This is a genomic window from Pseudomonadales bacterium (assembly GCA_024234435.1).
Classification (GTDB): domain Bacteria; phylum Pseudomonadota; class Gammaproteobacteria; order Pseudomonadales; family Porticoccaceae; genus JACKOF01.
In genome coordinates this window covers 133,896-155,694 of the sequence record JACKOF010000003.1, presented here as the reverse complement: position 1 = coordinate 155,694, position 21,799 = coordinate 133,896, and the positions used below count along the sequence as shown (strand labels likewise).

Below are 21,799 nucleotides of genomic sequence, written 5' to 3'. Positions count from 1 at the left end.
CACAGCTTCCCATTGTTTTTGTTAAGAAAGGTCAAGATATGTCTCATGCATCAAAAGAATTTCTGCCTCTCAATATGGCAGTGTTAACGGTTTCCGATACGCGTTCACTGGATACTGATACGTCCGGGCAGCTATTGGTCAGTCGGCTGACCGGGGCCGGACACCAGCTGATTGATAGGAAGCTGATCAAAGATGATGTCTATCAGCTGCGGGCTGTTGTGTCCGAGTGGATAGCCAATCCTGATGTGCAGATAGTGCTGGTTACCGGAGGTACAGGGTTTACGGATAGGGATTCCACTCCAGAGTCTCTGGCCCCTTTGTTTGATAAAGTGGTTGAAGGTTTTGGTGAGCTGTTCCGGCATGTTTCTTTCCAGGAAATTGGTACTTCCACATTGCAGTCCCGCGCTCTGGCGGGATTGGCCAACCGCACTTTGGTCTTCTGCATGCCGGGCTCTACCAATGCCTGTGCCACCGCGTGGGACAAAATTCTCGGTGAGCAGCTTGATGCGCGCACCACTCCCTGTAATTTTATTCCACATATTACCGTTAAACCCAATTGTGATAGCCGCTCATGAGTTGTTGTGATCAACCCGGTTTGCAACCGGTAGAAGATGCCATTGCAACATTGCTGGCCTCGGCGCATCCCGTCAGTGATATTGAGACAGTACCCGTGGAACGGGCGCTGGGGCGCGTGCTGGCAAAAGATCAGGTTTCAGGTGTTGATGTGCCGCCGGAGGATAACAGTGCAATGGATGGTTATGCTCTGTTCAGTGGTGATGTCAGCGCTGATGCTGAAACCCTGCTGTCAATCAGTCAGCGTATCCCTGCAGGTGTTTCTCCAAAGGCGCTGGCTTCAGGAACGGCTGCGCGAATTTTTACCGGTGCCGAGGTGCCACAGGGTGCAGATACGGTGGTGATGCAGGAAGACTGCCGTGTCGAAGGCGACAGAGTAATCTTTCCAGCCGGTCTTGTGGCGGGTGATAACATTCGCCGCCGGGGGCAGGATATCAACAGTGGCGCGGTGGTCCTGCAAGCCGGTCGCCGATTACAACCTCAGGATCTGGGTCTACTGGCCTCTGTGGGTATAGCGGAAATACCTGTGTATCGCCGTTTAAAAGTTGCGATATTCTCTACCGGAGATGAACTGGTTGCCCCGGGGCAGCCGCTGCCAGCCGGGCATATCTATAACTCGAACCGTTACACTCTGGCGGGTCAGCTCGAAGCGCTGGGGCTGGAAATGGTTGATCTGGGTATTGTGGGTGATACGGCAGCAGCCACCGAGCAGGCACTGCGTAAAGCCTCGGAAGTTGCCGATTGCATTATCACTTCTGGCGGTGTCTCCGTGGGGGAAGAAGACCACGTGAAAGGCTGTGTTGAAAAGCTGGGTGCCATTGATTTGTGGAAACTGGCCATTAAGCCTGGCAAACCATTTGCTTTTGGCAACGTAATGGGTAAACCCTTTCTTGGTTTACCTGGTAACCCCGCTTCGGTTTTTGTGACTTTTGCTATCGTTGCGCGCCCGTTTTTATTGCGAAGCCAGGGAGTGACAAACGTCGCAACACCGATATTCTCAGTTGAAGCCGGTTTCAGCCGTTCAAAACCAGCCAAACGACAGGAATACCTGCGTGCAAAACTGGTGACCGGTGATAACGGTGCTTTGAGAGCCGAATTATCGGGTAATCAGAGCAGTGGGGTGCTTTCCACCGTAAGCTCCGGTGATGGTTTTGCCATTCATCGGCTTGGAGAGACGATAACAGAAGGTAAAGTGGTGTCGTTTTTACCGTTTAATGGCTCTGTGAACTAGGGCGTTAGTTTCCTGTTTTTTGTCCGACAATCACGATTGAAGCGTCATTTTGATTTTTGCCGTAATATGTTATGGTGCTGTACAAATGTACAGCACTACCTTTGTCGGTGAAATATGTCACTTATTTTAGGGATTGATCCCGGGTCGCGTAAAACCGGATTTGGCTTGATTGAGGCTGAGGGCTCTCAGCCTCGTTATATTACCAGTGGCATTATTCGCCTGCCGAATAAAGCCTTACCTGAACGTCTGCACGTTATCTTCGAAAGTATTTCACAGATAATCGCCGAGTATTGCCCTGATGAAATGGCCATCGAAGATGTTTTTTTTGCCCGGGACCCCCGTGCAGCATTGAAACTGGGGCAAGCCAGGGGTGCTGCGATAGTGGCAGGGGTTGCCGCCGGGTTGGCTGTCTCGGAATATGCGGCAAGAGCAGTCAAACAATCAGTGGTGGGTTCCGGTGCGGCGAACAAAGAGCAGGTACAGCATATGGTAAAACAGCTGCTGAAATTGCCGGGAACGCCTGCTGAGGATGCAGCAGATGGCCTGGCAATAGCACTCTGCCATGCACAGACACTGCGAACGGTTTCCAGAGTTGCGCCTGCAGGCGGCGTGGTCAGTTACTCGAAGGGTCGGCTCAAAGTGAAGTCGTCATAAGCAGAATAAGCGAACCACTCAATCAGAATTTAAACGAGACTGGCGTGTGATAGGAAGAATTAACGGTATATTGCTTGAAAAGCAGGCACCTCAACTACTGATTGATGTTCAGGGTATTGGCTATGAGGTGTTGGTATCAATGAATACCTTTTTTGACTTGCCGTTGATAGGAGAAAACGTCACTTTGCATACGCACTTTGTGGTGCGCGAAGACATTCAACAACTCTATGGTTTTGTCGACCATCGTGAGCGTGAACTGTTCAGGGCTCTGGTGAAAATCAGCGGTGTTGGGCCGAAAATGGCACTTGCCATTCTTTCAGGTATGACGGCCGACGAGTTTGTACTTTGTGTTCAGACCGATAATGCGGCAGCGCTGGTTAAACTGCCGGGTGTTGGCAAGAAGACAGCTGAACGCCTGCTGATTGAAATGCGTGATCGCATTAAAGACTGGCAGGGTGGCGGTGACTTACCGTCTGTTTCAATTGAGCAGATCCCTGCCATGGGGGTGTTTCAGGAAGCGGAGAGCGCGCTGGTTTCACTGGGTTATAAGCCTCAGGAGGCGAGTCGCATGGTGAGCGCTGTTGCCACGGACAATGCCAGCAGCGAAGATTTAATAAGGATGGCGCTGAAAACACTTGTTAAAAAATAGCTTGAGCCTGAGAGATAAGTTGGTGTCAAAATATAACTTCGGCAAGTTATACTTGCGCCATGATTGAAACTGACCGCCTGATTTCCCCGGACCCCACGCCTTCAGAAGAGCGCATTGACCGTGCTATTCGGCCTTTGTCATTGCAGGATTATGTGGGACAGCAAGCGGTGAAGGAGCAAATGGATATTTTTATTGGCGCCGCCCGCAAACGTGCGGAACCATTGGACCATACACTGGTGTTTGGTCCTCCCGGGCTGGGTAAAACCACGCTGGCTCATATTATTGCCAATGAAATGGGGGTGGACCTGAAAACCACGTCAGGGCCAGTGCTGGAAAAGGCCGGAGATCTGGCTGCGTTGATGACCAACCTTGAGCCTGGTGATGTACTTTTTATCGATGAGATTCATCGTCTCAGCCCAGTGATTGAAGAGATATTATATCCGGCGATGGAAGACTACCAGCTGGATATCATGATTGGCGAAGGACCCGCTGCACGCTCTATCAAACTGGATTTACCACCGTTTACTTTAGTTGGGGCTACCACCAGAGCGGGTTTGTTAACGTCACCTCTGCGAGATCGCTTTGGTATTGTGCAGCGGCTGGAGTTTTATTCTGAGGATGAGCTGACCACCATTGTTGCGCGTTCGGCAGGTATTATGGGCGTCTCTACTGACCGGAATGGTGCTTTTGAGATTGCTCGCCGCTCCCGTGGAACACCGAGGATAGCGAATCGATTACTGCGTCGGGTACGGGATTATGCCGAAGTGAAGGCCGACGGTTTGGTGACTGCCGAGATAGCGGATAAGGCATTAAATATGCTTAACGTGGATGGCAGTGGCTTTGATCATATGGATCGCCGCCTGTTATTGGCAATTATGGAGAAATTTGATGGTGGTCCGGTTGGTGTTGATAGCCTTGCAGCCGCTATTAGCGAGGAGCGTGGCACAATAGAAGATGTACTGGAGCCCTACCTCATTCAGCAGGGTTACTTAACCCGTACACCCCGAGGGCGTATGGTAACGCGTCAGGCATACGAACATTTCGGCTTGCAGCCACTGTCCAGTGATAACCCCGGAGCCGGGACGGGGCAGCTGGAACTTTAACCTTTTATTGATAGCGTTAATGGGTAGGAGTATTTGCATACCATGAGTGAATTTTGTCTCGATATTCGAGTCTACGTGGAGGACACTGATGTCGGTGGCATTGTCTACTATGCAAACTATCTGAAGTATATGGAGAGGGCGCGTACCGAGCTGATGCGCTCACTTGGTTACAGCAAGCCAGCAATGTTTGATGGCTTCATGTTTGTGGTGCATTCGCTAGAGCTGAAATATCTGCAACCGGCAGTGCTTGACGATCAGCTGGTGGCTACTGCCAGGTTAATCAAGGCGGGCAGGTCGTCTTTTGTGGTAGAGCAGCAGGTTCGTCGTGGTGATGAATTACTGGTCTCCGGCGTGGTAAAGGCGGCTTGCCTGAACGCTGACAGCAAGAAGCCAACAGCGATACCGGCAGAAATGCTGGCAATTTTACGTAACGCAGCGGTTTAGCTGCATGGCAAAAAAACAAACACGAATGGGTGGAGAACTGAATCTGTGACGGAACAATTATCTTTATGGAGCCTGGTTGCTGGCGCCAGTCTGCTGGTGAAAATGGTGATGGCACTGCTTTTCGCAGCATCCGTGATCTCGTGGGTTATGATTGTGCAGCGGGGCTTGTATTTACGTAATGCCAGTTCGTCGCTCCGGGAATTTGAAAATAATTTCTGGTCCGGAGTGGACCTGAATCAGTTATATCGGGACTCAGGTGCGGAAGGTGTATCCGAGGGGCTTGCCGCTGTTTTTCGCGCCGGTTTCCGGGAGTTCAACCGTCTGACTGAAAAGGGTAAAGTTGATGCAGACGCTGTTATGGAGGGTACCGAGCGATCAATGCGGGTTGCCCTCTCGAGAGAAGAGGAAAAACTCAATACTAACCTGCCGTTTTTGGCGAGCGTCGCTTCAGTCAGTCCTTATATCGGCCTGTTTGGTACCGTTTGGGGCATCATGAACTCTTTCCGTGGTCTGGCTAATGTTCAGCAGGCTACGCTGGCGACCGTGGCGCCAGGTATTTCCGAAGCGCTTGTCGCTACAGCGATGGGGTTGTTCGCAGCAATTCCGGCAGTGCTGGCCTATAACCGTTATTCTGCCAAGGCCGATACGATTCTTGCAGGTTATGAAACTTTTGCGGAAGAATTTTCGAGCATTCTCCATCGTCGTGTTCACAGCAAACACTGAGCATAAATAGCGGATGAAAACCAGAAAGCACAAGCGCCGTTTGGTCGCGGAAATTAATGTAGTGCCCTACATCGATGTGATGCTGGTGCTGCTGATCGTCTTTATGGTGACGGCTCCCCTGCTGATGCAGGGTGTAAAGGTTGAGTTGCCAAAAGCACCCTCTGCGCCGCTTGAGGACAAGGATATCGAGCCACTGATTGTATCGGTCAAGCAGGATGGTACTTATTACCTGGATCTGGGGAGTGGTAAGAATGTTGAACAGCCCTTGCCTGAAATTATTGACAAGGTCACCAAAGTTTTGCGCCAAAAGCCTGCTACACCAGTACTGGTTTGGGGTGACGCGAGGGTTAATTATGGTGTAGTTGTGCAGTTGATGACCGAGTTGCAATCCGCAGGTGCAGAAGGCGTTGGTTTGGTGACAGAGCCGCCTTCCCGGAAATAACGATTATTAATGAAAAAACTGCCCGGTTTCTATTTCTCCAACTATGCTGCTGCAATCCTGTTCAGTCTGGCACTGCACGGAATTCTTATTTTGCTGCTGGCAGGTAACTGGCATGTGAGCGCTCACGAAAAGAAAGTCATCAAGCCGAAGTATGTGCAGGCGACATTGGTCCAGCTTGAAGAAAAGCCGAAGCCTGTCGTCAAGCCGAAGCCAAGACCTGAACCGAAACCCGTAGCCAAACCGAAACCGGTTGTGAAACCCAAGCCTCAGCAGAAAGCACAGCCCAAACCGCAACCTGCAGCCAAGCCGAAGCCGGTACCGAAGCCAAAACCCGTTGAGCCGGTAAAGGCGGAACCAAAGCAACCGAAAATTGATCAAAAGCAACTTGAAAAAGAACTGGCGAGCGCATTGGCGAGTGAAGAAGAATTCTTGCTCGATCAAAGTGATGCGCAACTTGCCAGTAGCTATGCTGCATACATGCGTGGAAGAATAGAGAATAACTGGAGCAGGCCGCCGAGTGCGCGCCTGGGGATGAAGGTTGTTTTGCAAATTCAGCTGGTGCCGACCGGACAACTGGTCAGTGTGACGGTGCTGAAGTCTAGCGGCAACTCTGCGTTTGATCGCTCGGCTGAACAAGCTGTGCGAAAAGTGGGGCAATTCGAAAAGCTACAGGAACTGCCTCCGAGGGTATTTGAAGCTAATTTCCGAAAACTGAATTTGGAATTCAGTCCTGACGATTTACGTCTTTGAATGGTGATTGCTTTTGAGTAACAGCTCAACAGGAGAATGTGTGGGAAATATAATGAAGTTTGTAAGCAGGTTTATCTGTGTATTGATCGCGCTGCTATTGCCGACGCTGGCTATGGCAGAGTTAACCATTGAGATTACTCAGGGTGCAGATAACCCGACCCGTATTGCGATACCACCGTTGGGGGGTAGCGCGTTGCCTGAGGATGTCAGTGCAATTGTAGCCGCCGATCTTGAACGCAGCGGTTTGTTTCGACCCGTTCCGAAACGGGATATGTTGTCATTTCCAAGCACGCCCGATGAAGTCTATTACCGCGACTGGAGTATTCTGGGAACAGAGTATTTACTGGTTAGTCGTTCTTTCCAGCAAAATGGCAATTTTGAAATTCAGTTCAGTTTGATTGAGGTCCACAGTCGTCGGAAAGTTTTTTCCCGAACCGTAAATGGCCCTGCCAGCAAGGTTCGCAATCTGGCCCATCATATCAGTGATAAGGTTTATGAGGCTGTAACGGGCATTCGCGGTGCGTTCTCTACGCGAATTGTGTATATCACGGCTGTTCCTGATCAACAGAAAAAAATGACCTATCGACTGATGGTGTCTGACGCTGACGGTGCGCGCGAGCGACTGTTGCTTGAGTCGCGTGAACCCATTATGTCACCGGCCTGGTCACCGGACGGCAAAGAGATTGTTTATGTTTCTTTTGAGACAGGTCGACCTGCCATCTTCCGTCAGGAGTTGGCGACAGCCAAGCGTCAGCAGGTGACTAATTTCAGGGGCCTGAATGGTGCACCGGCCTGGTCGCCGGATGGCAGAAAGCTTGCCTTGGTGCTTTCCAAAGACGGAAATCCGGAAATTTACACATATGACCTTATTACCCGAGAATTCACCCGTTTGACCCGACATTTCTCTATTGATACCGAACCCAACTGGACTCCGGACGGAAAATCGCTCATTTTTACCTCGGATAGGGGGGGTAGCCCACAAATTTACAAGTTAACAGTTGCCACGGGGGGGGTAGAACGCTTAACTTTCCGGGGTTCGTACAACGCGCGGCCAAGATTGGCGCCTGATGGCCGAACAATGGTAATGGTGCATCGGGATAATGGCCGGTTTCATATCGCCAGCCAGGATCTGGTCACCAACGATTTACGGGTTTTAACCCAAACTCGTTTGGATGAATCACCCACCGTCGCGCCGAATGGTGCTATGCTTTTATATGCAACAAAGCAGGGCCCAAAAGGTGTTCTTGCGGCGGTTTCGCTGGATGCGGGTGTAAAGTTTTTGTTACCAGCCAAACGTGGTGATGTCAGGGAGCCGGCATGGTCGCCATTCCTTGATTGATGATAATAGATTATTATTGAAACAAGCTAAAATCTCTGCAGGAGAAAATGATGAAAACTCAATCCATTAAACTCGGTTTTTGTGCTGCTGTTCTGTCAGTTTTTATGGTGGGCTGTTCCAGTACCTCAACCACCACCGACGGTAGCTCCGAGACATTGCCCGGCGATAACGTTGCAACCGGCACCGTTGGCGATGCTGATATAAACGGCTCAATGGGCTCGGACGATCTGTCCAGTATCGCTGATACCGTTTTTTACTTTGATTTTGACAAGGCTATTCTGAAACCGGAATCTCGTGCTGCACTGCGCTTGCATGCCCAGAATCTGAAAGCCGGGTCACGTCAAATCCGCCTGGAAGGTCATGCTGATGAGCGCGGTACCCGCGAATACAACATGGCACTTGGCGAGCGTCGTGCCAATGCAGTTAGGGAATTTCTGGTGCTTGAAGGCGTGAATGGTTCTTCTATTGAAGTGATCAGTTACGGTGAAGAAAGCCCTGCCGCACACGGCAGTGATGAAACTTCCTACGCATTGAACCGCCGTGTAGAAATGAAGTAATCAGCTTCAGAAAGCGTTAAAATAGGCACCCGTCTGAAAAAGGCGGGTGCTTTTTTATTTTTAGGTGTCCGGTTGTTCCTGTGTTGATAAATATTGGTAGTGCTATGAAAAAAATCTTTCTTCCCATGGTTCTTTCATTATGTTCCGTTGCTGCTGTCCAGGCTGCTGTGCCGGTCGAAGATATCCAGCATCGGAAATCCCAGGCGGTGCAGTCGGCTGTCAGTCAACCCGCCGCTATTGCCATACCCGCCCCTGATGTTCTTCCCGAACCTGAACCGGTAGCCACGGACAGTTACTCCCAGCTCCAGTTATTGCGAGAGGAAGTCATGGAGCTGAGAGGACTGGTTGAGCAACTGAGTAATGAAGTTCAACTGCTCAAACAACGTCAAATGGATGACTACATGGATTTGGATCGTCGTCTGAGTCATGCCGCAACTTCCTCTGTTAGCGGTGGCTCAACTGTCGGTAAAACTTCACCATCGACTGTTGATTCGAACAACACGAGGGATAGCGATAGTGGGGCGGTTGAGAGCTATAGTGCTGCCTACAACCTATTGAAGGAAGGAAACATCGATAGCGCAATTATCGCCTTCAAGAAACATATTGCGCAGTATCCTGACGGCAAATATACGGCCAATTGCCATTACTGGCTCGGCGAAGTTTATCTGCTCAAGAACAACCTGGAACTGGCGCGACAGTCCTTTACCACAGTGGTGGAGAGCTATCCTGAGCATAGGAAAGTAGATGATGCGACGTTCAAGCTGGGCAAGGTTTACCATCTGCTGGGTAAAACTGACAAGGCAAAACCTTTACTGAAATCCGTCGCAGAGGGCAGCAGCTCAACCGCGCCGTTGGCTAAAAAATACCTTAGCGATAATTTCTAGACATTTTCTCCAAATCATCATGAGTGATAGCGCGCTTCGTATTACCGAAATTTTCCATTCGTTGCAGGGGGAGTCTTCTTCTGTAGGCTTGCCTACGGTATTTATTCGCTTAACCGGCTGCCCTTTACGGTGTCACTACTGTGATACCGAATATGCCTTTCACGGGGGAGAAAAGCGGTCGCTGGATGATATTCTCAATCAAGTGCAGAGCTATAACGCACAATACGTGACAGTTACCGGTGGAGAACCTCTGGCACAGCCTGATTGCCTGGCATTGCTTTCCCTGTTGTGTGATAAAGGTTACAGGGTGTCACTGGAAACCAGTGGTGCAATGTCGGTGGAACATGTTGACCCCCGGGTGGTGAAAGTACTCGACCTGAAAACACCGGCATCCGGTGAATCTGCCCGGAACCTCTATCATAATGTTGATTATTTACAACGCTGTGATGAAGTTAAGTTTGTGATTTGTGACCAGCAGGATTACCTCTGGGCCCGAATGAAAATGGATGAATTGAAACTGACTGAAAAAGTGGACAATGTACTTTTTTCTCCGAGCTTTGGCCAGCAGGATGCCAGAGCGCTTGCTGAATGGATTTTAAAAGACCAGTTGCCAGTGAGATTTCAAATGCAACTTCATAAACAGCTCTGGAATGAAGAGACGGGTCGTTAATGTACGTAAAGTTTTTAATAACGGCGAAGAAATCACAACATGGCTAAAAAAGCAGTTGTACTGACCTCTGGTGGATTGGATTCGACAACCGTCCTGGCAATGGCTCGAAAGGATGGGTTTGACTGCTATACCCTGAGTTTTGATTACGGTCAGCGGGCACATGGAGAACTGGCAGCTGCAGAGCGGTGCTCCCGAATATTAGGGGCGATAGAACATAAAGTTGTGAATCTGGATTTGCGAACAATTGGCGGGTCTGCATTAACGGATAGAAATATTGCCGTACCGGAAGAAGAAACTGTTGGTATTCCGGTTACTTACGTGCCAGCGAGGAATACGGTTTTTCTGTCTATTGCTCTTGGCTGGGCCGAGGTGCTTGGTGCACAGGATATTTTTATCGGTGTCAATGCGGTGGACTACTCCGGTTACCCTGATTGCCGACCTGAGTATATTGACGCATTTGAAAAAATGGCCAACCTCGCTACCAAGGCTGGTGTCGAAGGAAAATACCTGCGCATTAATAAGCCACTGATTGATCTTAGCAAAACCGAGATTATTCGAAGAGGCCTTATGGCGGGAGTTGATTACAGCCAAACCGTTTCTTGTTACCAGGCAACAGAAGACGGATTAGCTTGCGGAAGATGCGATAGTTGCCGGCTGCGAAAGATTGGTTTTGAGCAAGCCGGGACGCCTGATCCAACACGTTATTTTTCTTGAAATTCGGCTTGCTATTTCGCGCGTAATCAGTAAGATGTGCGCTCCTTTCAGGGTCGTTAGCTCAGCTGGTAGAGCAGTTGGCTTTTAACCAATTGGTCACTGGTTCGAATCCAGTACGACCCACCAGGTAATAAAAAGGGCCGCCCATCGGGCGGCCCTTTTTATTACCTGGTTGTTGCTGCAGGAATGGTTTCTTTAAAGTGTGGTTCGACTACTTCCGTGAGGAAGTAGGACCGAGCCGCCGGAGAAGGTGAAGCCCCTCAGGGGTCAAAATAGCGGGCAGTTATTTTGAGTCAATCTGGTACAAAAGCAGACTGTGTCCACAGTGAAATCAATCGCAGGTAATACGGTGGGATTACTTCGGATCATGTTTGTCTATTGCGGACAAATAAGTCGCATGACGCAGACACCGATTGCTTCCTCCACCACACTATGATGTGTAAGGCAATTGTGGAAGAATACGCGCTGTAATGGATATTTGTCAGAAAGAAAACTGCATTGCAAGGGTGCGCGAATAAAAATTTTTGCGCTCTGGGTTTTATGAAAAATCGATCTAACAGCAGGTTTTTAATTAAAGTATGGATAAAGTTAAACGCATCAGAGCCAAAAGGTTAGGGCCAGAGCAGAGAAAGCAGCAACTAATTCGTTGTGCTATTGATGCGTTTGCCACGCATGGCATTGGCAGGGCCAATCATGCCCAGGTGGCAAAACTGGCAAAGGTTGCTGTGCCTACTGTATTTTCCTATTACCCTACAAGGGAAGATCTGGTCGATGCGGTGCTGCAAGAAGTAGAGGACCTGTTACTGGGCATTATTAGAACAGAGGCGTTAAAAAAAGACCTCACGGCATTCCAGAAGCTATTTAACGTGCTTTCAAATTATATTAATGCGATTGATCAGGACACCGAGCTCATTAAGGTGTTTCTGGACTGGACGACATCTTTTGAGCAGCACTTGTCCGCGCGGATGCAGGAATACCTTGACAGCCTGGTGCCTTTGCTGTCGGAAATTATTGAAGATGGCAAAAGAAATAACGAGTTTCCCCCGCAGGTCAATCCGGTAGATGCTGCGCTTATTATCTTTAGTTCGGCAAGTATCCTTGCTCAGATCAGGTTCTACCACGTAGAAACCAATATCGCCCGGTATGTGGTTAACCTGATATCCTCAGCTCTTCACCTCGATGAAAGTGATCAAGATCATTTGGCGACGATTGCTTCAAACCTGAAGTAAGTTAGCTTAGTGATTATTGATATTTAAGAAGGGGAATACAGCTGTCACGGTATTCTCTTTTTTTGTTGTCTTAGGCCACTTTTCATCAGCTATCTACCAGGCTCTATTCAAGACCGATCAAGATAAGTTTGTTAAACAAAAAGTGCATATAAAAACCAATATGGTAGGTTTGATAGCAATAAAAAAATTTTATGTTCAGGGGCTGTCTGTGGTTTTCTTTCCAACATAAAACGATAAAAAACAATCGGTTGTATTTTTTTACCTCTTTTTTGTCCTCTTTTCTCTTTGTGCGGAGGTTGTTCAGTGAATAAGGTTTCACTTCCGAGTGCTAATGATATTTTTGTCATTTCATATTGACAAAAACATCATTAGTGGCACTATTCTGTCTGCTGGAAGGTTTTAGGGGCAGCCGGGGATCATGTCCATGGGGGGAAGATTCTCTCCCTGCGACGCTTTAAGTCGACAGCCTAACTACAGAAAATTCCGGCAGAAGGCCGAGAAAAGGTCATATTTTATTTAAATTAATTTGAGAGGGGGTTCTCATGATAATGTTTAAGCGAAAGCTGCTGGTTTCTGCACTGGCGTTAGGTCTTACACCTGCCATGGTGACGGCTGCACAGCTTGAAGAAATTGTAGTCACTGCACAAAAAAGGTCTCAGGACATTAATGATGTGGGTATGTCTGTCTCTGCGGCGACGGGAGAGCAGTTAACCAATTTGGGTGTGTCCGATGTCGGTGATCTGGTGAAAGTGACTCCGGGTATGACTTATACAGTCAGTCAGAACGGTACCCCGCTGTTTACCTTGCGGGGTATCGGTTTTAACGACTATACGCTTGGTGCAAGTCCAGCTGTCAGTGTTTATGTTGACGAGGTTCCTCTGGCCTATGGTGCGCTTACCAAAGGTGTGACCCTCGACCTCGAACGGGTGGAGGTTCTAAAAGGCCCGCAGGGGATTTTGTTTGGTCAGAATTCTACCGGCGGTGCAATCAACTACATTGCCGCCAAGCCAACGCAGGAGTTTGAAGCGGGTGTAAAAGGCTCATACGGTCGTTTTAATCGTATGGATGTGGAGGGTTATATCAGTGGTGGTCTGACTGATTCACTGTCTGGTCGGCTGGCGCTGAGTTCTACAACGGCGGATGAGTGGCAGAAGAGTACGACCTCCAATCAGGAGTTGGGCGAAGAAGATGTGTTCAAGGCGCGAGGCCAGCTGCTCTGGGAGCCTACCGAAGAAACTACCGTATTGTTTGGCGTAAATGGCTGGACGGACAAATCCGACACGCTGGCAGCCCAGCGGCAGGGGCTGTCATTACAGATTCCGGTCGCCGCAGGTTCCGGAACAGATGAGGTAGAAACGCAGCGTCGCATTGATGTATTTAATGCCCTGCAAAGTGATGCCAATAAAGGCCCCAGAGATGCAGATTGGGATCAGGATCGTGATCTGGATCGGGACGACAGCTTTTATCAGGTGTCACTGCGTATTGATCACGAGCTGACAGACAGTATTACCCTCACCAGTATTACCTCCTACTCTGAGTTCGATGAAGACTACTCGATGGATCGCGATGGTACCAATCTGGACAATTCTGGTATCGACTCGGTGGGTGAGGTGGAAAGCTTTATGCAGGAGCTTCGTCTTACAGGCTCAACGGACAAAATGGAGTGGTTAGTGGGTGTTAACTATGCGACTAATGACGTCAAACTCACAGAGCGAATTATGACAACCGATTCGACCAATACCGCTTAGGTTCCTTCATTTGTTGTTCCCGATGCCTGGATTGGTGATTCCGAAACTCGTATCACCCAGGATATCGAGGATATTGCGATATTCGCCAATATTGAATATGAGCTGGCTGAAGATCTGACGTTGCTGCTGGGTGCCCGTTATACTGAAAATGAAAATGACTTTAGCTCTTGTCTGATCGGTAATGATCTTGGGATGCTAACTTCTTTCCCGCTCATCTCTGATTTGGTTTTAGGAAATCCTCTCACTTTTGCTCCGGCAGCGGCTGGTGAGTGTTTGACGCTTGATGCGGATACTTTTCAGCTTACTTCAACACCGACAACCGATACTTTGGAGGAAGACAACACTTCCTGGCGCGTTGGCCTTAACTTCAATGCCACAGATGACCTACTGGTTTATGGGTTGGTCTCGAAAGGTTATAAATCGGGCAGTTTTCCAGTAGTCCCGGCATCGAATACCAACCAATTGGGCGCAGTAACGCAGGAATCAGTGCTGGCTTATGAGCTTGGTTTTAAGTGGTCTATGATTGAGCAGGGAGTACAGCTCAATGGTGCGGTATTTAAGTACGATTACGAAGACAAACAGGTTCGGGGCATTGTGCTGGATCCGGTATTCAATCAGCTGGATCGTTTGGTCAATATTCCTGAGTCAACGGTTCAGGGTGTTGAAGTTGATTTAACTATGAGTCCTGCTGAAGGCTTGCTGGTTCGATTGGCGGGAACCTATGTGGACTCGGAAGTCGATGAGTTATATACCTTCATCGATTTTCTTGGGAACCTGCAGGACGGAATCAATGGTGCCCGCATTCAGGGAGACTTTAGTGGCTCCGATCTGCCGTTTACGCCTGATCTTCACGTAGTTGCCGATGTGGATTACCGCTGGGGTATCAGTGATAACCTCAATGCTTTTGTCGGTGCAAATATGACCTACAACAGCGAAGCGAATGCAACCTTTGGTAATCAGGAGTCGACTCGTATTGATTCTTTTACCACGCTTGATTTGCGTGCAGGTATTGAGGCAGAGGATGGTAGCTGGAGCATTTCTCTGTGGGGGCGGAACGTGACGGACGAAGAGTATTGGACTAATCAGTTCTTTACTCAGGATGTGGTTGCCCGCACTTACGCAAAACCGGTTACCTATGGTTTGGGTTTCACCTATAACCTTTGATTTCAGGTAATTAAAAAGAAGACTACACCAATGTCCAATGTCCAATGGCTGATAGGGGAGCAGTGGAATGACTGAAGATAAGTGGCTAAAAACTACCTGCTATGGTTGTCCCGCTGCTACCTGTGGAATGCTGGCTCATAAAGTGGACGGTGTAGTCACAGAAGTAAAAGGTGATCCGGACTGCCCCTTTAGTCAGGGGAAACTCTGTGCCAAGGGGCATGCCCAGATCATGATGTCTAACAGTCATCGGCGGGTGACCAAGCCGATGCGACGTACCAACCCTGAAAAAGGTCTGGATGTTGATCCCGGTTGGGAAGAAATCAGTTACGAAGAAGCCATTCGTATTGCCGGGCAGCATATTAAACAATGTCACGACACTGACCCGAGTGGTCTGGTGTTGGGGTGTACGGATTTCACGACACTATACTGGTTTTCAGGTGCTGCTCTGGGTTCTTTTGGCAGCACCAACTTCAATACGGCAGGTAAAACTTTCTGCGGTAACAATGTTCACCCATTTTTACAGCAAGTGCATGGTGGTTTTCATGCCGGGCCGGACTTTCATCACTGTAATTACGTTCTGCTGATGGGGTCTAACAAGGGTGCCGTTGGTAACTGGGCGGCAGTAACGGCCACCGTCGAGATGGCAGAAGCGCGTCGTCGTGGCATGAAAGTTGTGGTGGTGGACCCCTGGTGTTCTCACAGTGCTGCTGTGGCAGATGAGTGGGTTCCCATACGCCCAGGTACGGATGGCGCGCTATTGCTGGCCATGGAAAATCTGCTGGTCAATGAACTGGGGCTTTATGACGAGGAGTTTCTGAGGACTCTCAGTAATGCGCCTTATTTGGTGAATACCGAAAGCGGCCGCTATATTCGTGATGAGGGTAGTAATAAGCCGCTGTTGTGGGATAGCGGCGATCAGTCTGCCAAATGTTATGACGATCCAACCCTGTCAGTTGCTGCAATGGCAGGAGATTATGAGGTTCAGGGGCAACCATGTCAGCCCGTATTTGTGAAACTGAAAGCGCATCTGGCGCAGTTTACGCCGGAATGGGCTGAAGGAATCACAACTATTCCCCGGGATACGATTCGTCGGTTGGCGAAAGAGTTTGGCTCCGCCGCGTCTATTGGCAGCACGATTGAATATGAAGGTGAAACCTTGCCACTGCGCCCGGCTTGCGCTCACTGGTACAAGGGGTTGAGTCAGCATGCAGGTGGTCATGAGCAGGGACTGGCGATTAGCTTGCTGAATACTCTGGTGGGTGCGATCGATGTGCCGGGTGGCCTCTCTGCTGATTCGGTTTATGTTCACCATCCACGATATTCTGAAAACAGTACCTGGCTGGGGAAAGAGTCTGGTTTGCGCGAGCAGGATGGCTTATTGATAGCCAACCGTGTGGCGACTTATGCAGACACGTTTCCAGCACCATACCCGCCTCGTGAGGTGACAGAACCCACCAATATGGCCGCCGATAACTTTGCCTTGCCGGGCATTTATATGAGCGGTCTATTGCCTAAGCTGAATGTGCTGCACCCGGAGCAGTTCAAGAACAAAATCCCGCACAACCCCAAGGTGTATGTGCAGATTGTGTCCAATGATGTGATGAACGAGGGCAACCCAAAGACTCAGGCCGATTATCACAAAAAGTTTGATTTCCAGTTATCAATAGTGCCGCACATTGATGAGACGGCCGCCTTTGCTGATATCGTGATCCCTACCCAGACGCAGCTGGAGCGCCTGGATATGGGCGCCAACAATATTCCCGATACGATGGGTTCGACGGCCACGGGTGATTACTGCATCAATCTGCGCCAGCCAGTTTTTGATACCCCCTATAAACACTTTGTTGATATCTGGATTGATATTGCCGAGCAGTCAGGCACGCTGCCTGCTTTCAATGAAATGGTGAATTTTCTGATGGAAATGAATCAGGACTTCGTCATGGAGGCAGACAGAAAATATACTCACAAGGAGATCACCGAGCGCTGGATTGGTTCAATGACAGGCGGTGAAATGACGCTGGCTGATGTCGCCAGAGCAGGTAATATTCACTGGAAGAAAACGGCGAAAGAGCGCTACCCGCGCGCGTTTTATAAAAGCCGTATTCCCGTTTATTACGAATACTTTATTGAAGAAGGTGAAAAGCTCAAAGCTGTCACCGAAAAGATGGGAATGGATTGGGATGTCTCCCGCTATAAGGCAATGCCGGACTGGGTTCCTGGTCCCGGCTATAAAACCCATGTCGCTGATTTTGATTTGTACGCAGTAACATTCAAATGGCCGTTTCTGACCGGTTCTTTTTCGAACTACAACTCCTGGCTTGGGGAGCTGCGTCAGTATCACCCCTATACCGGGAAAATTGTTTTGAATCGTCAATATGCACAGTCCAAAGGTATTGAGGACGGTGACCACATTCAATTGGAAAATGTAAATGGCCGTACAGTCAAAGGCACCGTGAAACTCAGTGAATGTATCCATCCGGAGTGTGTTGGTATGGATCACTCTGCCGGGGGATGGGGGAAAATGTTGCCGCCGAGACCCTCCAAAGCAAAAACAGGTCCGCATCCCGGTACTCTGTTTGATTACGAATTAAAAAATCTGGACGTTATGAGTGGCGCTTTCGATGCCAGTCCCAAGCTGAAGGTCAGTTTGGCGAGCTAGCTATCCGAAAGGGGCTTGCTGAGAGTAAGGCGTTAAAAAATGTTATGAATATTTAAGAGGTAACAATCATGGCACGTTTGGGGATGGCAATTGATTTACAAACCTGTGTTGGCTGCCAAGCCTGCACAATCGCGTGTAAATCATCAAACGGGACGCCACCGGATATATTTTTTGCGCAAGTGCATGAGCGTGAGGTGGGCGAATACCCGAATGCTCGCAGAGAGTTTTTGCCGGTACTCTGTAATCACTGCGACGATGCGCCCTGTGTTGAAGTGTGTCCCACCGGAGCCAGCTTTCAGCGGGAAGACGGCATTGTTGGCGTCAATAGCGATATCTGTATCGGTTGTCGCAGTTGCGATGTTGCCTGCCCTTACGGCCATCGCCATTACGTTAAACCGGGGCTGTTAAAGGATGGTTATTTTAAAGATGGTCAAACGCCCTATGAAGCGGTTAAGTATCAGCGCTGGACAGAAAGCACTGTTATCAAGTGCGATTTTTGTATGGACCGCGTAGACCAGGGGCTCGAGCCAGCCTGTGTTAACACCTGCCCGCCCGCGGCGAGAATTTTTGGCGATCTGGATGATCCTGAAAGTGAGGTCAGTAAGCTGGTTGCGTCGCGCGAGTCCTACACCTTGCTGCCCGAAGCGGGCACCAAGCCCAGTGTTCATTATTTGAAACCGTAGCGTTTTTTTATGACTTAAAACGCCCCTCATATAAAAACCGTATTAAAAAAACCAATTAAATATCAGGCACAGCATGATGAGCTCTTCTAATCAATCGATACCACAAAATGCAGTTTCTAATACAGGCCCAATGGTGGGGGCATTTTCTACCTCACAAATTCGCTATGTCGAGCATATGGCTTTTCTGGAAGTGATCAGTTTTTTTGGGGAAGGTGTTGGCGCTGCACTTTACTTATTAGGGTTCATGGCAGACAGCTTTTTTATACAAATAGCTGGTGTGGTGCTGGTGGCCGTTGCGGTGGTTGCGTTGGTTTTACACCTGGGTTCCAGAGCTCACCTCGCATGGCGGGCGCTGACCAAAATCAGAACTTCCTGGGTATCAAGGGGGTCGCTGTTTATTACCCTGTTTATGGCGTTCTCTGTAGCCAGTATTACCGTGCATGTGGTTGGGTCACTTGCCGGGGTTAATACCGGTGCTCTGGAGGAAGGCTTGAACTGGCTGGCTGCAGTGACTGCACCTCTGGTGATTATTTATGCAGGCATGATGTTACGATCAATGAAGGCCGTTACCCTGTGGCGGACTTTTTATCTTCCCCTGGGTTTTTCCTTTCATTCTATTGCGTCAGCCTTGTTGTTGTTTCTACTGGCTGTGAACCTGCTTGAGATAGAGGCCGCTTTTTCTCACTGGTTACAGCCAGCCATATTGATCAGCCTGACGGTAGCAACGCTTATTACATTACTCCACATTTTTATTGTTCCCCGCACGGCTGCTATTGAGGCTTCGCTTGAGCGGTTGATCAAAAACAAGTTTCGGGCACGAATGCTGTGGGGTGCGGGTGTAGGGGGTATCCTGGTGCCTGTAGGGTGTTTGTTAATTGCTTCGTTGTTTAGCGCTGAATCAAACCAGCCAGTGACTGTAGCGTTACTGCTGCTAGCAGTTGTAGCCAGACTTTTTGGTGACTATGCCTACAGGAGCGCGTTTGTAATGTCTGGTGCCTACGAGCCCATAGTTCCTCCGGCCAGTCGTTGTCTTTGAGTTTTATTTGAAACATAAAAAACAGCTATAAATTACTAAGTTAAAAAACTAAGGAAAAGCGGATATGACCGATCAAAAAGATCCTGCGCGTCGACAATTCATAAAAAATGTATTAGCCGGTGGAGCAGCTTTGTCGGTAGGAAGTCTCGTGAAATCAGGACAAGCCATTGCAGAAGAGGATATGTCTGAACAATGGCATAGTGAAACCGATGTACTTGTTGTCGGTTATGGCGCTGCTGGTACGGCGGCCACATTGGAAGCAAGAGCGGCCGGTGCCGAGGTAACTGTGATTGAACGGATGCAATCCGGCGGTGGCGCAATTCAGTATAGCGGCGGTATCGTTTACATGGGTGGTGGTACGCCGCTACAGAAGGCTTTGGGATATGAAGACTCCAGAGACAATATGTACAACTATATGATGGCTGCGGTAGGCGATGGCGCTAATTCAGAAATGATCGGGCTATTTTGCGACAAGAGCCTGGATCTATATGACTTTTTGGTCAATCACGGCGTGAAATTCAAGCAATCCTTTATTTCCGGTAAACATGTTGTTCCTACTACTGACGATGGTTTGGTTTATTCAGGTAATGAGCAGCAGGAACCTTATGCATCGATTGCAAACCCGGTGCCGCGCGGGCACCACGGCGAAGCCGAAGGATTTTCCGGGCATGCCATTATCGGTGCCTTGCAGCAAGTATCTGATCAGTCCGGGGCCAGATTTATCTTTAATGCGATGGCAGAGCAGCTTATTGTCAATGGTCGGGGCAGGGTGGTCGGTGTGTCCGTCAGTGTTGGTGAAAGCCAGCAGTATATAAAAGCCCGGCGCGCAGTGGTTCTGACGAGCGGCGGTTTTGGTGCCAATAAAGAAATGATGGCACAGCATTGCCCAGCCTTTTTACGCTGTGGTGTTTTTATTGGTACTGAGGGAGACGATGGTAGTGGTATAAAAATGGGGCAATCTGTTGGTGTGGATACGAGGCTAATGGGGGAGAGTATTGCCTATTTACCGGTTTACTACCCTTACGAAAATCTTGCAAAAGGCATTTTGGTTAACAATAAAGGGCAGCGTTATGCTGGAGAAGATCAGTATGGGGATCCGGTTGGTGTACTGACAGCAAGAGATTTTCCGGATAGTTGGGTTGTTATTGATCAGGGAATTATGGATGAGCTTCCAGATAATGCTATCGAAAAGCTGAATGTATCGGGCAAGGCATCTTCTGTTGAAGAGCTTGCCAGGATCATGAAAATTCCTTCATTGCTTTTGGGTAATACCGTTGCCGAATACAACAACATGTGTGAACAAGGTGAAGATCTTCAGTTCAAGAAGAACAAGAAGTATCTTTCAGGTATCAAAAAGCCACCTTTTTATGCGCTCAACTATTCTGCTGATGTGATTTGGTATATTCCTAAAGGCGGCCTGAAAGTAAATGCGCAAGCCCAAGCTATTGACCCTAAGGGGAATCCAGTTCCGGGGTTATATTGTGCAGGCTCGGTTGCTAATCAGGTTGTTGGGCAGTATTACCCCGGCAGCGGAACACTAAATGGCCAAGCGTTAATTTTTGGTCGTATTGCAGGGCAGAATTCAGCCGCTGAAAAAACTGTCTCTTGAAAATATTGAGCACTGCTTCTGGGAACTGCTCGTGAAATGGCAGATTTTACCCGCCAACAATGCCTCTGGAACAAATTTTTATGCAGATGAATTTAAGTAGTAGTTTCGAGCTTATTCCAGCGACAGACGTTGTAGTCGAGCGCTGCGTCAATGGTGTGATTGAAAAGCTGCAGGATTACGTTGCGGAAGAAACACCCGTTGCGCTTGAGTATAACGGCGTTGCATCGGCGGTCATGATGGCGACACCTACTAACCTCAGAGACTTTGCCTTCGGCTACAGTTTGACCGAAGGGGTTGTCGATTCGATCGCTGATATATTTGATTGTGAAATTTATTCAGGTGTCAAAGGTGTGCGGATAGGTCTGACTATTTCCAGTCGGTGTTTTTCGCGTCTGAAGAGACATCGCCGTTCCATGGCGGGCCGAACAGGTTGCGGAATTTGTGGTGTAGAGAGTCTTAACCATGTGTACAGGGATTTGCCACCCGTCGAAGAACGTGAAGAATTCGATCTTGAACTGATGGATAAAGTACTGGCAGGACTAAAGAAAAATCAGGCGCTGTTTAACCAGACTGGAGCAACGCATGCCGCTTTTTGGGTACAGCCCGAGGGAGCGGTTTCCTGCGTAAGAGAGGATGTGGGGCGGCATAATGCTGTCGATAAACTGTTGGGTGCTCTGTCTCTGTCAGGAGCTGACTTCTCCGAGGGATTAATGCTGACTACCAGCAGAGCCAGCTTTGAAATTGTTCAAAAGGCCGCAGCAGTTGGAGTGGGACATATCGTTGCCATATCCGCCCCTACGGCGATGGCCATCCGCCTAGCCAATGAACTTAATGTTTCGCTGACAGGTTTTATGCGCCAGGGTGGGTATGTTCTTTATGCAAGATAACAATGTGGGATTCAGGCCCTCAATAACATTCATAAAATACTGGAGAAAAAT

22 protein-coding genes and 1 tRNA gene are annotated in these 21,799 nt (G+C 49.0%); all 23 read left to right on the top strand.

Going from position 1 to position 21,799, the window contains the following annotated elements; genetic code table 11:
* Window positions 1–38 precede the first annotated feature (38 nt).
* The 23 genes from moaB (at window position 39) to fdhD (ending at window position 21,748) form a co-directional block, all read left to right on the top strand.
* Window positions 39–575, top strand: coding sequence for a molybdenum cofactor biosynthesis protein B (moaB, locus tag H7A02_13250; GenBank protein ID MCP5173225.1), 537 nt, complete (start codon window positions 39–41; stop codon window positions 573–575).
* A complete protein-coding gene (locus tag H7A02_13245; protein ID MCP5173224.1) occupies window positions 572–1,804 on the top strand; it encodes a molybdopterin molybdotransferase MoeA in 1,233 nt (410 codons plus the stop codon). The genes moaB and H7A02_13245 overlap by 4 nt, the downstream gene beginning before the upstream one ends.
* A 114-nt stretch (window positions 1,805–1,918) precedes the next feature.
* Window positions 1,919–2,458 carry a crossover junction endodeoxyribonuclease RuvC gene (gene ruvC / locus H7A02_13240; protein MCP5173223.1) on the top strand — a complete coding sequence of 180 codons (540 nt, stop codon included), beginning with the start codon at window positions 1,919–1,921 and terminating at the stop codon, window positions 2,456–2,458.
* 46 nt (window positions 2,459–2,504) lie between these two features.
* A complete protein-coding gene (gene ruvA / locus H7A02_13235; GenBank protein ID MCP5173222.1) occupies window positions 2,505–3,107 on the top strand; it encodes a Holliday junction branch migration protein RuvA in 603 nt (200 codons plus the stop codon).
* Window positions 3,108–3,166: 59 nt separating this feature from the next.
* Window positions 3,167–4,210 (top strand): Holliday junction branch migration DNA helicase RuvB, encoded by a 1,044-nt coding sequence (ruvB, locus tag H7A02_13230; protein MCP5173221.1) that lies wholly within the window; start codon window positions 3,167–3,169, stop codon window positions 4,208–4,210.
* A gap of 42 nt (window positions 4,211–4,252) precedes the next feature.
* Window positions 4,253–4,654 carry a tol-pal system-associated acyl-CoA thioesterase gene (gene ybgC / locus H7A02_13225; protein ID MCP5173220.1) on the top strand — a complete coding sequence of 134 codons (402 nt, stop codon included), beginning with the start codon at window positions 4,253–4,255 and terminating at the stop codon, window positions 4,652–4,654.
* Window positions 4,655–4,699: 45 nt separating this feature from the next.
* On the top strand, window positions 4,700–5,377 hold the full coding sequence (gene tolQ, locus H7A02_13220) for a protein TolQ (protein ID MCP5173219.1): 678 nt from the start codon (window positions 4,700–4,702) through the stop codon (window positions 5,375–5,377).
* A 13-nt stretch (window positions 5,378–5,390) separates the two neighbouring features.
* Entirely contained in the window at window positions 5,391–5,819 is a 429-nt protein-coding gene (tolR, locus tag H7A02_13215; protein MCP5173218.1) for a protein TolR, read from the top strand.
* Window positions 5,820–5,828: 9 nt separating this feature from the next.
* The gene (locus tag H7A02_13210) at window positions 5,829–6,569 is read left to right on the top strand and encodes a TonB C-terminal domain-containing protein (protein MCP5173217.1); all 741 of its coding nucleotides are present in this window, start codon (window positions 5,829–5,831) and stop codon (window positions 6,567–6,569) included.
* Window positions 6,570–6,621: 52 nt separating this feature from the next.
* Window positions 6,622–7,908, top strand: coding sequence for a Tol-Pal system protein TolB (tolB, locus tag H7A02_13205; protein ID MCP5173216.1), 1,287 nt, complete (start codon window positions 6,622–6,624; stop codon window positions 7,906–7,908).
* A gap of 50 nt (window positions 7,909–7,958) precedes the next feature.
* Window positions 7,959–8,465 carry a peptidoglycan-associated lipoprotein Pal gene (pal, locus tag H7A02_13200; GenBank protein MCP5173215.1) on the top strand — a complete coding sequence of 169 codons (507 nt, stop codon included), beginning with the start codon at window positions 7,959–7,961 and terminating at the stop codon, window positions 8,463–8,465.
* Window positions 8,466–8,569: 104 nt separating this feature from the next.
* Entirely contained in the window at window positions 8,570–9,349 is a 780-nt protein-coding gene (ybgF, locus tag H7A02_13195; GenBank protein ID MCP5173214.1) for a tol-pal system protein YbgF, read from the top strand.
* Window positions 9,350–9,368: 19 nt separating this feature from the next.
* Window positions 9,369–10,019 carry a 7-carboxy-7-deazaguanine synthase QueE gene (gene queE / locus H7A02_13190; GenBank protein ID MCP5173213.1) on the top strand — a complete coding sequence of 217 codons (651 nt, stop codon included), beginning with the start codon at window positions 9,369–9,371 and terminating at the stop codon, window positions 10,017–10,019.
* A 39-nt stretch (window positions 10,020–10,058) separates the two neighbouring features.
* Window positions 10,059–10,733 carry a 7-cyano-7-deazaguanine synthase QueC gene (queC, locus tag H7A02_13185; protein ID MCP5173212.1) on the top strand — a complete coding sequence of 225 codons (675 nt, stop codon included), beginning with the start codon at window positions 10,059–10,061 and terminating at the stop codon, window positions 10,731–10,733.
* A 50-nt stretch (window positions 10,734–10,783) separates the two neighbouring features.
* Window positions 10,784–10,859 (top strand) — tRNA-Lys (locus H7A02_13180).
* Between the two features lie 452 nt (window positions 10,860–11,311).
* Window positions 11,312–11,962, top strand: coding sequence for a TetR/AcrR family transcriptional regulator (locus tag H7A02_13175; GenBank protein MCP5173211.1), 651 nt, complete (start codon window positions 11,312–11,314; stop codon window positions 11,960–11,962).
* Window positions 11,963–12,504: 542 nt separating this feature from the next.
* Entirely contained in the window at window positions 12,505–13,710 is a 1,206-nt protein-coding gene (locus H7A02_13170) for a TonB-dependent receptor plug domain-containing protein (protein MCP5173210.1), read from the top strand.
* Window positions 13,711–13,761: 51 nt separating this feature from the next.
* Window positions 13,762–14,874, top strand: a complete 1,113-nt coding sequence (locus H7A02_13165; GenBank protein ID MCP5173209.1) for a TonB-dependent receptor — start codon at window positions 13,762–13,764, stop codon at window positions 14,872–14,874.
* Window positions 14,875–14,941: 67 nt separating this feature from the next.
* Window positions 14,942–17,533: a molybdopterin-dependent oxidoreductase gene (locus H7A02_13160; protein MCP5173208.1), complete on the top strand. Its 2,592-nt coding sequence runs from the start codon at window positions 14,942–14,944 to the stop codon at window positions 17,531–17,533.
* A gap of 83 nt (window positions 17,534–17,616) precedes the next feature.
* Window positions 17,617–18,216: a 4Fe-4S dicluster domain-containing protein gene (locus H7A02_13155; GenBank protein ID MCP5173207.1), complete on the top strand. Its 600-nt coding sequence runs from the start codon at window positions 17,617–17,619 to the stop codon at window positions 18,214–18,216.
* A 73-nt stretch (window positions 18,217–18,289) separates the two neighbouring features.
* Complete coding sequence (locus tag H7A02_13150; GenBank protein MCP5173206.1) at window positions 18,290–19,252, top strand: dimethyl sulfoxide reductase anchor subunit; 963 nt, start codon at window positions 18,290–18,292, stop codon at window positions 19,250–19,252.
* Between the two features lie 64 nt (window positions 19,253–19,316).
* Window positions 19,317–20,861: an FAD-dependent oxidoreductase gene (locus H7A02_13145; GenBank protein MCP5173205.1), complete on the top strand. Its 1,545-nt coding sequence runs from the start codon at window positions 19,317–19,319 to the stop codon at window positions 20,859–20,861.
* A gap of 80 nt (window positions 20,862–20,941) precedes the next feature.
* Window positions 20,942–21,748, top strand: a complete 807-nt coding sequence (gene fdhD / locus H7A02_13140) for a formate dehydrogenase accessory sulfurtransferase FdhD (protein ID MCP5173204.1) — start codon at window positions 20,942–20,944, stop codon at window positions 21,746–21,748.
* Window positions 21,749–21,799 lie beyond the last annotated feature (51 nt).